The 14,672-nt window shown below is 50.2% G+C and carries 11 protein-coding genes and 1 tRNA gene; 7 read left to right on the top strand and 5 right to left on the bottom strand.

The features are described 5' to 3' along the window. Positions 1 to 2: 2 nt before the first annotated feature. The 3 genes from T500_RS15355 to pelA all read right to left on the bottom strand — a co-directional run bounded on the left by T500_RS15355 (position 3) and on the right by pelA (position 2,457). The gene (locus T500_RS15355; protein WP_036908690.1) at positions 3 to 998 is read right to left on the bottom strand and encodes an adenine-specific methyltransferase EcoRI family protein; all 996 of its coding nucleotides are present in this window, start codon (positions 996 to 998) and stop codon (positions 3 to 5) included. Between the two features lie 218 nt (positions 999 to 1,216). Further along, a tRNA-Pro gene (locus T500_RS0106635) sits at positions 1,217 to 1,289 on the bottom strand. A gap of 85 nt (positions 1,290 to 1,374) precedes the next feature. Further along, complete coding sequence (gene pelA, locus T500_RS0106630; RefSeq protein WP_028907457.1) at positions 1,375 to 2,457, bottom strand: pectate lyase; 1,083 nt, start codon at positions 2,455 to 2,457, stop codon at positions 1,375 to 1,377. A 168-nt stretch (positions 2,458 to 2,625) separates the two neighbouring features. Here pelA and T500_RS0106625 point away from each other — a divergent pair, with 168 nt between their 5' ends. Genes T500_RS0106625 through tsaE form a run of 5 tightly spaced genes read left to right on the top strand, consistent with a single transcriptional unit; the run spans position 2,626 to position 8,968 of the window. Beyond that, entirely contained in the window at positions 2,626 to 3,876 is a 1,251-nt protein-coding gene (locus T500_RS0106625; protein ID WP_028907456.1) for a 3-phosphoshikimate 1-carboxyvinyltransferase, read from the top strand. Between the two features lie 25 nt (positions 3,877 to 3,901). Beyond that, entirely contained in the window at positions 3,902 to 4,096 is a 195-nt protein-coding gene (locus tag T500_RS16905) for a hypothetical protein (RefSeq protein WP_139294869.1), read from the top strand. 13 nt (positions 4,097 to 4,109) lie between these two features. Then, the gene (locus tag T500_RS0106615; RefSeq protein ID WP_230580866.1) at positions 4,110 to 6,965 is read left to right on the top strand and encodes a tetratricopeptide repeat protein; all 2,856 of its coding nucleotides are present in this window, start codon (positions 4,110 to 4,112) and stop codon (positions 6,963 to 6,965) included. 15 nt (positions 6,966 to 6,980) lie between these two features. Continuing rightward, on the top strand, positions 6,981 to 8,540 hold the full coding sequence (locus T500_RS0106610) for a bifunctional response regulator/alkaline phosphatase family protein (RefSeq protein WP_028907454.1): 1,560 nt from the start codon (positions 6,981 to 6,983) through the stop codon (positions 8,538 to 8,540). 14 nt (positions 8,541 to 8,554) lie between these two features. Continuing rightward, complete coding sequence (gene tsaE, locus T500_RS0106605) at positions 8,555 to 8,968, top strand: tRNA (adenosine(37)-N6)-threonylcarbamoyltransferase complex ATPase subunit type 1 TsaE (RefSeq protein WP_028907453.1); 414 nt, start codon at positions 8,555 to 8,557, stop codon at positions 8,966 to 8,968. Between the two features lie 29 nt (positions 8,969 to 8,997). Here the strand turns inward: tsaE and trxA are convergent, their stop codons facing one another. Continuing rightward, entirely contained in the window at positions 8,998 to 9,312 is a 315-nt protein-coding gene (gene trxA, locus T500_RS0106600; protein ID WP_013065318.1) for a thioredoxin, read from the bottom strand. Between the two features lie 64 nt (positions 9,313 to 9,376). Beyond that, the gene (dnaE, locus tag T500_RS0106595) at positions 9,377 to 13,108 is read right to left on the bottom strand and encodes a DNA polymerase III subunit alpha (protein WP_028907452.1); all 3,732 of its coding nucleotides are present in this window, start codon (positions 13,106 to 13,108) and stop codon (positions 9,377 to 9,379) included. 143 nt (positions 13,109 to 13,251) lie between these two features. Here dnaE and T500_RS0106590 point away from each other — a divergent pair, with 143 nt between their 5' ends. Together T500_RS0106590 and pssA are read left to right on the top strand one after the other, a co-directional pair. Further along, positions 13,252 to 13,941, top strand: coding sequence for a phosphatidylserine decarboxylase family protein (locus T500_RS0106590; protein ID WP_028907451.1), 690 nt, complete (start codon positions 13,252 to 13,254; stop codon positions 13,939 to 13,941). Positions 13,942 to 13,968: 27 nt separating this feature from the next. After that, positions 13,969 to 14,658, top strand: a complete 690-nt coding sequence (pssA, locus tag T500_RS0106585; RefSeq protein ID WP_036908686.1) for a CDP-diacylglycerol--serine O-phosphatidyltransferase — start codon at positions 13,969 to 13,971, stop codon at positions 14,656 to 14,658. The last annotated feature ends 14 nt before the right edge of the window (positions 14,659 to 14,672 follow it).

The raw sequence follows: 14,672 nt of genomic DNA, 5'->3' as shown, positions 1-14,672 counted from the left end.
ATCTATTTCTTTTTGCGAATGAGGATTCTTGCATACTTTCTTATACCATTAATATATGGTCTATCATATTTAATGAAACCAGGTATTCTTAAAGCCTTCACTTTATCTGTAGCTTCATTCTCAGTAGCTCCAATAATTTCAAACTGTTCTGGATTATATTTATCCAGGAAAGTTATAGGGACACCCATAACGCCATCATAATCACCTGGTATTTCTGAAGTCTTGCTAACCTCAATCGCCTTGTAATTGTCATATTGAGGATACTCTTCACAGCTATAGTTTTTATAGAGGATTAAGTCTTCATGACGTTTTTCAATATCCAGGTTTGTGAACCAACAGATGTTACCCATACTACGCCACTTCTGACCTGTTTCATCTTGCCAGTATCTTATGGCTCGTGGCTCTGAATCCGCTGGAACTTTAAATGCCATATCTCCAGATTTATAACCCAGCCAAATCTTATTCTCCATAATTAGAGGAAATACCTCTCTATACGTCACAGCGTTTTGATTTCCAATAATTAAGAACTTCTTGTCATATTCCATCAGCTGTGCCACATACTCACGGAAGAGTGAGAATGGTGGATTCGTTACCACAATGTCTGCCTGTTTTAGAAGTTCGATACACTCACGACTACGAAAATCTCCATCTCCTTTAAGTGGATGAATGCCTATCTCTTCTGGGTCTGGAATGTTGTTGCCGTTCTTGTCGCCATCGTAGATAAGATAAATGGCTTGCTCGCTTTTGTTCTGACTGAACAGGTCCATATCCTGGTTCTTATAACATGTCGTGATAAGTCGCTTCAAGCCCAGGAACTCGAAATTGTAGGCAAAGTATGTGAAGAAGTTCGATATACGTGGGTCATCGCAGTTACACAATACCGTCTTACCACTGAAATGCTCACGGTAATGACGCAGTTCATTGTTGATGTCCTCCAGCTGGGTGTAGAACTCATCCTTCTTTGCCTCTTTCGCTGCATTGAGATTCTTGTTAGCCATATATGATTGTTACTTATTACGGCTACAAAGATACACAAAAAAAGTGAGTAATGTATTGAATTAAGGAAAAAAAAGGCAAAATAATGGTCTGGTAATGGATTTGCGTGAAATGAGGATAATCATTTGCGTGAAATACAAAAGCAACCAAAAAGTGATTAAAAAGGTGATTAAATAAAACGGAAGTAGCTGATTATCAGTTACTTCCGTCTTTCTTTCTGTCGGGATTACTGGACTCGAACCAGCGACCTCGCGCCCCCCAGACGTGTGCGCTACCAACTGCGCTAAATCCCGATCCGTTTTCGACTTGCACCCAGCCGTTATCGCCGAATGCGGGTGCAAAGGTACGTGGTTTTTTTGAACTAACCAAATTTTTTGGTTACTTTTTCTTGTTTTCCCACTTATTTTTCCATTTTTCGTACTTTTCATACAGCGTTGCTGGGCGGTCGTTGTACCAGCTGTAGCCATTGCGGCGCTCTGGGCCGATGTCCGAAAGGTGCTTGCGGGGCATGCCATCGCGGTCGCATACAAACGGCTGGCAGTTTAGCAAGTCGTAGAATCGTGCCCATAGTGGACCGGCTTTGGGGTCGGGTACCAGTCGGGTGTCGGCTCCTGGTTCCCCCTTCTTACCAATCTTCACAAGTCGGTAGCCTGTAATCTTATTCTTCTCAAACCAAGCCATAGCGCTGTTGATCGAGCGGCGTACTCGCTCGTCGGGGTGGGGCAGGCTCATCAGGAATCGTACGATGCCGGCACTCTCCATCGAGCAGTATGATGGCAGCTCGTAGGCGCGGGCATAAGTAGGGTAGAGTGTCTTGCGGTCGTGCTGCTGGCACCAAACGGTCAGCGTGTCGTCAACCTTTATCTGCGTGTTCAGAATGCATTCAATACCTTTCTTAAACGACTTTTCGATCTGTGCGTTCAGCTTCTCGTCGCTTAATCCGGCATACTGCTCTTTACCATTCAGTATGTCGCGCATCATGGTCAGAATATTCACAATAGCATCGTCGTTGTAGGTTATCTGCACCTGATAGTCGCGCTGGGTTGGCCAGAACTGTGGCCATCCGCCGTTTTCGTACTGTCCATCCAGAATGTAGTTTACACCCTTCTTGAAAGCCTCGCGATAGTGCTCATCCTTGGTCTGCTGATACAATCGCGCCAGGAAGTTCATCTGCATGGTGGTAGCACCGTTGTCGATTGTCGAGTCGTCGGTCACCTGCTTATCCTTGATGATCACCTCGCGCTGCTGGTTGGAGAGTGGTGTCACCATGTCGACGTTCTTGGGCCAGCCGCCCGTGTTGCGCTGCCAAATCAGTAGCTGGTCGCCGATACGGCGAGCTTCTTCGGTTTTGAAAAACTCGGGATTCTTTTCTTTCAGTACCTTGTCACTTTGTGCGTTAGCTGGTACGATAGGCATGAGGCCAATGATGGCTGCCAGTAGAGTAGTTTTAATGTAGTTCATACTATTTTAAATTGTTTTGTTCGTGGGTGCAAAAGTACAAAAAGATTACGAAACCGCACAAGGATTAACACACATTAAGAGGATAATAGTAATAAAATGTGTAAAAATGAGCGCTTAGTGCCCGAAAATGCGTATCTTTGCATGCAATTAGAACGACATATACAAGAAATGAAGCAATATAAACTTACGGCACCTGAACGTTTGGCTCAGACCATCCAGTTGCCAGCATCAAAAAGCATATCCAACCGTGCGCTCATTATCTATGCCCTTAGCGGAGGTCGTAATCTGCCTCAGAACCTGAGTGATTGCGACGATACCGAGGTGATTATCGAGGCGCTGCGATACATGCCCGACGAAATTAATATCAAAGCTGCCGGTACCGCCATGCGATTTATGACGGCCTACCTGAGCGTGATGCGCGGCACCCATGTGATTACTGGTACCGAGCGCATGCAGCACCGCCCCATAGCTATCCTGGTTGATGCCCTGCGCAAGTTGGGTGCACAGATAGAGTATGTGGGGCAGGAGGGATTCCCACCCCTACGAATCACTGGCAATAAGCTGCAAGGTGGCGAACTTTCTATCCCTGGCAACGTGAGCTCGCAGTACATTTCGGCCCTGCTCATGATTGGTCCGATGCTGGAGGATGGACTTACGCTGCAGCTTACAGGCGATATCATCTCGCGCCCTTACATCGACCTTACGCTGTGGATGATGGGCGAGTTTGGTGCCGAAGCCAAATGGAGTTCAGCCGATACGATTACCGTGGCCCACAAGCCTTACAAGAGTCGCGATTACTATATTGAGAGCGACTGGAGCGGTGCCAGCTACTGGTATGAGATGGTGGCGCTGAGCAAGGATCGCGATGCCGAAGTTAAGCTGACGGGACTGATGGATGGCTCGATGCAGGGCGATTCATCCACCCGCTATATTTTCAGCCTGCTGGGTGTGAAGACCACCTTCGAAACCCAGAAAAAGGGTATCCCGCAGATGGTGACACTGAAGAAGAACGGTCGTGGCGTGGGCAAGTTGGAGTACGACTTTGTGAATGCCCCCGACCTGGCGCAGACCTTTGTGGTTACCTGTGCCGCACTCGATATCCCCTTCCACTTCAAGGGGCTCTCAACCCTGAAAATCAAGGAGACCGACCGTATTGCTGCTCTGAAGAAAGAGATGCTGAAGTTGGGCTACGTGATTCACGATGCTAACGACAGCGAGCTGTACTGGGATGGCGAGCGTTGCGAACCCGACCTGCAGGCTGGTATCGACACTTACGAAGACCATCGCATGGCATTGGCCTTTGCGCCTTATGCTTTGCGCCAGCAGGGCCTGATTATCAATAATCCGCAGGTAGTTACCAAGTCGTACCCTAAGTTCTGGGACGACCTGAAGCTGGTAGGATTCAACATTGAGGATTAAACTAACACAAAATTATTTATAGACGATGACGTTTGCATTAGTATGTATAGGCATGTTGTTGGTGCTGGGCCTGATAGCCTTGGTGGCCAACTGGTTTGATAAGAGCGAGGATGTGATTGAGCAAGGTCACGACTGCTCTACCTGCACAGCCGCCGACGAGGGCTCGTGCAAGATACACTGCCTGCTTGAGGAGAAGAAACAGAAGAGTATTAGTGAATAGTGATTAGTGAATAGTGATACGATGGAGGCGATATATGGGCTTGGTGTTGGTTGTCGCATTGGTGGCAACCATGGGCTTTGCGCAAAACAAAAACACCGCCAAGAGCCGTTTCTGGCACGCCTTCAACGCCCGCTATAACACCTATTATAACGGTCATATGGCCTTTCTGGATGGTAATTTGGAGAAAGAGAAGGGCCACAAGGATAACTTTACCGAGCTGTTGCCGCTTTACCCCGTTGGCAACAAACTGAGTCGCGACATAGGCAAATCGCACTACGAGCGAACGGTTGAGAAAATGGAGAAAGCCATTCAGCGGCACACTATTAAGGTGAAAGGGCGCGAGCAGAACCCATTCCTGTGGAAGGCTTGGCTGATGCTAGGTAAGGCACAGTTCCAGATGGGACAGTTTGAAGAGGCTGCCGCCACTTTTTCGTATATGGCACGTCTGTACCTGGGCGATCCTGCACGCAGCGGACTGGCCCGTGCGTGGCTGGCTAAAAGCTACACCATGTTGGGCTGGCGTTACGATGCCGAGGACGTGATTCGTAACATGAGTCGCGACTCGATGGATTTCCGTGCAGTTAAGGATTGGGATTACACCTACGCCAACTACTACATCAGCGTGGTCGATTACCCCAAGGCTGTGCCCTATCTGCGTAAGGCCATCAAGCATGAGCGTCGCAAGACCCAGCGTGCCCGCGAGTGGTACCTGATGGGACAGATACAGAACCTGATGGGCAATCAGGAGGAGGCTTACAAAGCCTTTGCCCGAGTGATACGCTGTAGTCCGCCTTACGAGTTGCAGTTTAACGCCCGCATAGCGCAGACCGAAGTGCTGGCAAAGAACAACGGCAAGCAGATGATAGGTAAGCTGAAGCGTATGGCCGCCAACGATAACAATGCCGAGTATCTCGACCAGGTGTACTATGCCATCGGTAACATCTATCTGGCCCAGGGCGATACCTTGCAGGCCATTGGTGCTTATGAGAAGGGTAACCTGAAATCTACTCGCAACGGTATCGAGAAAGGTGTGCTGCTGCTTACCCTTGGCAATCTGTATTGGGAACAGGAAAAATTTGCCGATGCCCAGCGCTGCTATGGCGAGGCAATCGGACTGCTGGATAAGGACCGCAAGGATTACGACGAACTCTCGCGCCGTTCAAAGGTGCTCGACGAGTTGGTGCCCTATACCGAGGCTGTACTTTTGCAGGATTCGCTCTTGCAGCTGGCCAGGATGGGCGAGAAAGAGCGCCTGCAAGCCATCGACCGCGTGATAGCCGAACTGAAGAAAAAGGAAAAAGAGGCACGCGATTCGGAGCTGGAAAATAATGCAAATACACAGCAAAACGGAAGTGAGCTGAATTTTCAGCCTACATCACAACGCGCTGTGCCTCAGGCTTCTGGTAGTCAACAGCAAGCAGGTGGCGCATGGTATTTCTATAACCCAACGGCTGTGAGTCAGGGTAAGGCCACCTTCCAGCGCGAATGGGGCAAGCGCGAAAACATCGACAACTGGCGTCGTAGTAACCAAACCGTTCTTCGCCAGCCATCGGGCGAAGCGGCTAACGATAGTCTGTCTGCTGGCGATGACATGACAATCGTGACGAATGACAGCACCAAATCCGCTGCCCCCATCGATAGTACCGCCCTCGATCCCCATAACCGTGCCTACTATCTGGCGCAAATCCCATTTACCGAGGAGCAGCAAGCCGCCTGTCACGATATCATCAAGGATGGCTTGTTACATGCAGGCATTATCCTGAAGGATAAGATGGAGCGCCTGAATACCAGCGAGCGTTACCTGCGCAGGCTGACTACCGATTATCCCGACTACGAGCATAACCCCGAGGCATGGTATCACTTGTGGCTGCTTTACTCGCGTCAAGGTCGCACGGCTGAGGCTGCCGAGTGCTTAGCCCGCCTAAAGGACGACTACCCCGATAACGAATACACCTTGCTGATAGCCGACCCGTACTATGCCGAGAATGCCCGCTTTGGCGAGCAGATGGAAGATTCGCTCTATGCTGCCACTTACGATGCCTTTAAGCACGATGACTTTGAGGCAGTAAAGCATAACACCCAGCTATCTGCCACCCGCTTTGCCCAGGGCGTCCACCGCGATAAATTTGTGTTTATCAGCGGTTTGAGTCTGCTGAACGAGGGCGACGGCGATGCTTGTCTGGAGCAGTTGAACAAGGTGGTAGAAAAGTACCCCGACAGCGAGGTGAGTCCGCTGGCAGGTATGATTATTAAAGGTGTGCAGGATGGCCGTAAGCTGCGTGGCGGTAAGTTTGATATCGGCGATGTGTGGACCCAGCGCGACATTGTGCTGAAGCGCGATTCGGCCACCACCGATACCCTGAGCACCGAACGTACTTCGCACTACCTGTTTATGCTGGTGTATCAGCCCGATTCGGTAAACCAGAATCAGCTGCTGTTCGAGTTGGCACGCTATAACTTTACCAACTTCCTGGTGCGCAACTTCGAGATACAGATAGACCAGAACGGCGAGCTGAATCGTATGATAGTAAGCGGATTCCTGAGTTACGACGAGGCCCTGCAGTACGCCCGTATGCTGTACGACAACGAAACCCTGCGACGCTACACGGCTCGCACCATGCGCCTGATTGTTAGCGAGCAGAATCTGCCCCTGCTGGGTACCCAGTACACCTACGACGAGTACCAGCAGTTTTACGAGCGCGAGCTGGCACCCATGCAGGTTAGTAAGGATAATCTGCTGATAAACCCCGAGGCAGTAGATGCGCCCGATATCGAAGACGAGCTGCCAGCCAAGCCCGCCGAACAACCCGCACCTGCCACGCAGAAAAAGCAGCAGAAGGTGCTGGATTTTGATGATGATTTTTGGTAAACAACAGATAGATATATGACAAACGGATTACTACTTTGGGTAGACGACGAGATTGAGCAACTGAGGGCACACATCATGTTCCTCGAGAAGAAAGGCTATGAAATCGTGACCGTTAGCAACGGTACCGATGCCCTCGATCTGTGCCGTCAGCGCAACTTCGACCTGGTACTGCTGGATGAGCAGATGCCTGGTATCAGCGGACTTGAAACCCTGCGCAAACTCAAGGAGATTAATCCCTCGATCACTGTGGTGATGGTTACCAAGAGCGAGGAGGAGAATATTATGGAACAGGCCATCGGGCAGAAGATTGCCGACTATCTGATAAAGCCCGTAAACCCCAATCAGATACTGCTTACGCTGAAGAAGAATATCCATCGCCGTGCCATCGAAACCGAAATCACACAATCGCAGTATCAGCAGAACTTTCAGCAGATAGCCATGCAGATTATGGACTGCCGTACGTGGCACGACTGGGTGCAGGTGTACAAGCGCCTGGTACACTGGGAGCTGGAGTTGAGTGCTACCGAAAGCACCATGACCGAGATGCTGCAGATGCAGAAGGAGGAGGCCAACAACGGCTTTGCCAAGTTTATCAAGAAGAATTATCTCGCTTGGCTAGAGAATTCTAGCTCATCTAGTAAGCCAGTACTCTCGCCCGAGATATTTAAAACCAAGGTGTTCCCCATGCTTAATGCAGGCGAAAAGGTGTTCCTGGTGGTGCTCGATAACTTCCGTTACGACCAGTGGCGTGTGCTGTCGGGCGAGCTGAGTGCCTACTTCGATATCGACGAAGACATGTATTACAGCATTCTGCCCACCGCCACACAGTATGCGCGCAACGCCATCTTCAGCGGATTGATGCCCAACAAGATACAGGAAATGTTCCCCGATCTCTGGGTAGATGAAGATGAGGAGGAGGGTAAGAACCTGAACGAGGAACCGCTGATTCGTACCCAGCTGGAGCGCTATCGCCGTAAGGAGAGTTTCAGTTATCACAAGATAAACACCCAGGCCGATGCCGACAAACTGATGCAGCAGATGCAACAGATAGAGAAGCATCCGCTGAATGTGGTGGTGTTTAACTTTATCGACATGCTGAGCCATGCCCGTACCGAATCGAAGATGGTGCGCGAGTTGGCCAACAACGAGAGTGCCTACCGCTCGATAACCCTGTCGTGGTTCCGCCATTCAGTTATCAGCGACTTCTTCCGCGAGCTGGCGCAGATGGATTGCAAGGTGATTGTGACTACCGACCACGGCAGTATACGTTGTACCCAGCCCGTAAAGATTGTGGGTGACCGCAACACCAATACCAACCTGCGCTACAAGTTAGGTAAGAACCTGAGTTACGACGATGATAAGAACCTGCTGGTTATCAAGGAGCCCCGCAAGGCCATGCTGCCACAGCCCAACCTATCGACCAGCTACGTGTTTGCCACGGGCGACTCGTTCTTTGCCTATCCCAACAACTATAATTACTATGTATCGTACTATCGCGACACGTTCCAGCACGGAGGCATCTCGATGGAAGAGATGATTGTGCCGCTGATTACATTAACAGGAAAGAAAAGATAAAAAACAGATATATTATGGAGATTAAGATTAATAGTTTAGAGCAGATCGGGAATGCCGCCCGAGAGTTTATCGCCCAGATGGGCGACCGTCGTGTGTTTGCCTTTTATGGCAAGATGGGTGCCGGAAAAACCACGTTTATCAAGGCCATTTGCGAGGCTTTGGGTGTAGATGATGTGATTACATCGCCCACCTTCGCCATCATCAACGAGTACACATCGGGCGAGGGTGAGAGTATCTATCACTTTGATTTCTACCGCATTAAGAAGCTGGAGGAGGTTTACGATATGGGCTACGAGGATTATTTCTATAGTGGATGCCTGTGCTTGATAGAGTGGCCCGAGCTGATTGAGGAGGTGCTGCCCGAGGATGCCGTTAAGGTTACTATCGAAGAAAAAACCGACGGCAACCGTGTGGTTACCGTCGGCTAATTAAGTGATATGTTTGGTGCTGGTCGGAGTTACAGCAAAGCTTCGAACTTCTCTTCGAACTTACCCTTCGACTGGGCACCAATCAGTTTATCTACAACCTCACCATTCTTGAAGAACAGAATGGTAGGAATGTTTCGGATTCCAAACTCGGCGGCGAGGTCTTCGTTGTCCTCAACGTCGCACTTGCCAACCACGATCTTACCGTCGTACTTAGCGGCCAACTCTTCGATAATGGGAGCCACCATACGGCAGGGACCACACCAAGTAGCCCAGAAATCAACTACCAAAGGCAGGTTACCGGCCTTCAACTCTGCAAAGTTTTCTTTTGTGATTGTTACTTCCATCTTAATCTTGTTTAATTATGTGAATACTATGTGAACTATCTCGTTACCAGCAAATTGCGTGCCATTAATTAATACTGTATGCCAAACCGTCGTGAGTGTTAATGTAATCGATGAGCTTATTCTTCACGTCGATACCCTCGCGTTTGCTACGCAGCAGCACGTGATGCTTACCACTCGAGTCGCGCAACTGGAAGAACAGTTTGGTCTTACCTGGGTTCTCGTTTATCAGCTCCGTCAGGTCGTTCACCAGCTCGTCGTTTACCTGGTCGGTCATCAGCGAGATGGTAATGCGGTCGATGGCGCGCTCCTTAATGGTTTGCAGGAACTCTACACCGCCTATTTTCAGGTCTTTTGGGCCATTGTCGTTGTACATAAATCGGCTCTTAACCTTACCCGTTACATACACCGAAGCACCGATTGAGAACATACCTGCGCGCTGGCCCCATTCCTCGCCCATCATGAATATCTCGCCCGAACCGTCGAAGTCCTCGATTGTAACCACGCCGTAGGGTTTGCCCGTTTTGGTAAAGCCTGTTTTCTGGGCTGTAACAATGCCGCCCAGTATCACATCCTCGCGGTCTGCCAATTTGGCGATGTCTGCCAATTCTGTACATTTGGTGTTGCACAGGTTGTCGAGAATAATCTTATATTCGTCGAGCGGATGGGCCGACAGATAGATACCTACCAACTCGCGCTCCTTGTTCAGTCGTTCGATGTCGCTCCAGCGGATATCGTTCTTGGGTGGCTGAGGCTGAGCTATCTCCACACCCTCGCCAAACATGCCGAACAGCGAGTTCTTCATTTCGGCCTGCTCCTGCTGGTACAGCTGTCCGTAGCGGCACAGCATCTCAATGAACGTTTCGCCCTTGGGGTTCTTGGCAAAGTAATCCTCGCGACGGATGCCGAAGCTGTCGAAACCACCGCTCAGAGCCAGTGATTCGAAGGCCTTACGGTTAACAGCCGAGAAGTTTACGCGCTGAGCAAAGTCGTAGATGTCCTTGTACGGACCGTTCTTCTCGCGCTCGTCGATAATTGAGAGGGCAGCCGAATCGCCCATACCCTTGATGGCACCCAGACCGAAACGGATTTCACCATGATGGTTCACACCAAACTTCTCGTACGACTCGTTCACATCAGGTCCCAGCGTGGCTATACCCATCTGCTTGCACTCGTCCATCAGCTTGGTAATTTCGGTAATCTGGTCGCGGCGGCGGCTCATGATGGCAGCCATGTATTCGGCAGGGTAGTTGGCCTTCAGGTATGCCGTCTGGTAGGCTACCCACGAGTAGCAGGCAGCGTGCGATTTGTTGAACGCATACGATGCGAACTTCTCCCAGTCGGCCCAGATCTTCTCCAGAATCTTCGGGTCGTGTCCGTTGCGCTTTCCGCCATCGATAAACTTAGGCTTCATGGCGTCAACGATGTCCTTTTTCTTCTTACCCATGGCCTTACGCAGAGCATCGCTCTCGCCTCGGGTAAAGTCGGCCAGCTGTCGGCTCAGCAGCATCACCTGCTCCTGATACACCGTAATACCATAGGTATCCTTCAGGTACTTCTCCATGCAGTCGATATCGTACTTGATTTCCTCGCGTCCGTTCTTACGGGCGATGAACGAGGGGATGTAGTCCATAGGTCCTGGGCGGTACAGGGCGTTCATGGCAATCAGGTCTTCGAACACCGTGGGGTGCAGCTCGCGCAGGTATTTCTGCATACCTTGCGACTCGAACTGGAACGTACCGATGGTGCGACCTTGCTGATAAAGTTCGTATGTCTTGGGGTCGTCGATGGGGATGGTGTCGAGATCCACCTCGATGCCGCGTGTTCGCTTGATGTTAGCGCAGGCCTCCTTCAACTCCGACAGGGTTTTCAGGCCAAGGAAGTCCATCTTGATCAGTCCCGTCGATTCAATCACGTGTCCGTCGTACTGGGTGCAGTTGGTCTTGGTGCCCTTAAAATCGGGGTCATCAGCCGTTGATACGGGTACGTGGTCTGAAATCGGGTCGCGACAGATGATGAATCCGCAGGCATGGATACCAGTACCGCGCACGGTGCCTTCCAGCATCTTGGCATACTTCATGGTGTTGGCAATGTGCGGGTCGGTAGATGCTTCAGCCTCCTGCAGCTCGGGCACAGCCTTGATGGCATTCGTCAGGTTCATCTTTGGCGTTTTGCCATCTACTTCGGGTAGTCGGTCGGGGATGGCCTTACATAGGGCGTTTGATATGGACAACGGCACATTCTCTACACGGGCTACGTCCTTGATAGAGTTCTTGGTAGCCATTGATGCGTAGGTGATGATGTGCGCACAGTTCTCGTGGCCGTACTTATCCATTACCCATTTCAGCACCTTGCCTCGACCGTCATCATCGAAGTCGGTATCGATATCAGGCAGCGAGATACGATCGGGGTTCAGGAAACGCTCAAACAGCAGATCGTACTTCAGTGGGTCGATCTTGGTGATACCCAAGCAGTAGGCCACCACACTACCGGCAGCCGATCCACGACCGGGACCTACCATTACGCCCAGCTCGTCGCGGGCCGAGTTAATAAAGTCCTGCACAATGAGGAAGTAGCCAGGGAAACCCATCGTTTTCATAATGTGCAGCTCGAATTTTACGCGCTCCTCAACATCCTTTGGTATGGGGTTGCCGTAGCGTTTCTCGGCTCCTTCGTAGGCCAGTTTGGCTAGGTAGTCGGCCTCGAACTTAATACGGTATATCTTGTCGTAGCCGCCCAGTTTCTTGATTTTCTTCTCGGCAGCTTCTGGGTCGAGCGGGTTCTCTCCGTTCTCGTCGGTGGTAAACTCCTCAAACAACTGCTGCTCGGTAAACTTCTGTCGCCATTCCTCCTCGGTACCGAAACTCTCTGGGATAGGGAAGAAGGGCATAATCGGGTCGGCATCCAAGCTGTAGGTCTCCACCTTATTTAATATCTCAACGGTGTTGGCCAGTGCCTCGGGCACATCGCTGAAGATGTCGTTCATCTCCTGCTGGGTCTTGAACCACTCCTGCTTCGAGTACAGCATACGGGTGGGGTCGTCCAAGTCCTTACCCGTGGCCAGACACAGCAGGTGGTCGTGGGCCTCGGCGTTCTCCTTGTCCACAAAGTGGCTATCGTTGGTGCACACCAGTTTTACGCCGTACTCCTTGGCCAGCTCAATCAGCACCTTGTTGGCCTGCTGCTGCAGGGGGAAGGTTTCGCGGTTGGCACGTATCGTTGGGTCGGTCACCTCGTGGCGCTGCAGCTCCAGATAGTAGTCGTCGCCCCATAGGTTTTTGTGCCATTCTATAGCCTTGCGGGCACCCTCGATGTCGCCTTTCAGGATTTTGGCAGGCACTTCGCCGGCGATACAGGCCGAGCACACAATCAGGTCCTCGTGATACTTCTCCAGCTGCTTGTGGTCGGTACGCGGACGGTTGTAGAAACCATCCACCCACGAGTTACTTACCAGCTTAATCAGGTTCTTGTAGCCGTGCTCGTTCTTGGCCAGTACAATCAGGTGGTATCCACCCAGGTCTTCCTTGCCTTCTTTCAGCATCATGTCGCCTCGGCGTGCCACATACATCTCGCAACCAAAAATGGGCTTAAATGGTTCAAGTCCGTCTTTTTTGCGCTGTTTGTTTACACCGTTGCATATGTCGTGAAATTCCTTAATACCGAACATGTCGCCGTGGTCGGTAATAGCCATACCCTTCATGCCATCGCCGATCGCTTTGTCTACAAGCTTTTTGATGCTCGACTGTCCGTCGAGTATCGAGTAATATGTATGTACGTGCAGATGTACGAAATCTTCCATCGTTTTCTCTTGAAATGCTTATTTTTGTGGCCCAAAGTTACGCCGATTTTTCGAGATTACCAAAAGAAAAACGTGAAAAGTTTGTAATTCTCGCATAAAAGATGTACCTTTGCACCCAGAATTGAAACAATCGAAAGTAACTGATGGGAGAAAGAATCAAGAAACTCAAGAAGATTAGAATACATCGCGAGGGTACTAACGAGTTGACGCTCAGTGCCTTGGCTATTGTCGGCATAGGCTCATTACTGTGGTACGGACTGGAAACAACCATTCCGTTCTGGATTTTTGTGGCAGTGTTTGTTACTGCATGGTTTATCGCACTTAACTTTTATCGTTGCCCTATCCGCTATTTTAATGGCGATACCGATAAGATGGTTGTGGCTCCTGCCGACGGAAAGATCGTAGTAGTTGAGGAGGCTGAAGAGAATACCTATTTTCACGATAAGCGACTGATGATTTCTATTTTTATGAGTCCGCTTAACGTGCATGCCAACTGGTATCCGGTTGATGGTAAGGTAAAGTTTGTGAAGCACTTTAACGGCAACTACCACAAGGCTTGGCTGCCCAAGGCCAGCGAGGAGAACGAGCATGCCGACATTATGATTACCACTGCCGACGGTCAGGATATTCTGGTGCGCCAGATTGCTGGTGCAATGGCTCGCCGTATCGTTACCTACGCCAAGGATGGCGAGGAGTGCTACATCGACGAGCACCTGGGCTTTATTAAGTTAGGTTCGCGCGTAGATGTGTACCTGCCACTTACTGCCAAGGCTACTGTTACAATGAACCAGCCAACCACCGGCGATCAGACTGTTATCGCCAAGTTGGCGTAATGTTGAATGTTCAATGTTCAATGTTCAATGATTAAAAAGCATATTCCTAACACGATAACCTGCTGCAACCTTATTTCGGGTTGCATCGCAACCTATTTCGCTTTTCAGAGCGAATTCCAGATGGCGCTGCTGTTCATCGTCATCGGAGCCGTATTCGATTTCTTTGATGGCATGAGTGCCCGCTTGCTGGGTGTTTCATCGCCCATCGGTAAGGAACTCGATTCGCTGGCCGACGATATCACCTTTGGTTTCGCTCCATCAGCCATCGTGTTCAGCTATCTCACCACCTTCGATATTCCTCATCCCTACATACCTTACTTGGCCTTTGTAATGGCTGCTTTCTCAGCTTTGCGCTTGGCTAAGTTCAATCTCGATGAGCGTCAGGCCTTAGGCTTCATTGGCCTGCCCACACCTGCCAACGCCCTGTTTTGGGGATCGCTGGTTTGCGGACTTGTGGAGAGTGGGGCTTTCGTGGCTGCCAACCTATGGTGGGTTATCCTTTTGACGGTATTCTATGCCAGCTACTTGCTGATTTCCGAGATACCTATGTTTGCCCTCAAGTTCAAGCACTGGGGATGGAAAGGTAACGAGATTAAGTATATATTCGTAATATCATGTATTCCTCTGTTGCTCCTGTTTGGAGTTTTTAGCGGCATTGCATTTATCATTGTGTGGTACATCGTGCTGTCTAAGATTGCAGTTTTAACTAAAAAGTAAAAAAGAATGGTCTT

This window comes from Xylanibacter ruminicola Ga6B6 (assembly GCF_000687715.1).
Classification (GTDB): domain Bacteria; phylum Bacteroidota; class Bacteroidia; order Bacteroidales; family Bacteroidaceae; genus Prevotella; species Prevotella ruminicola_B.
The sequence above is the reverse complement of the archived record's forward strand: the minus strand, read 5'-3'. Positions and strand labels throughout refer to the sequence as shown.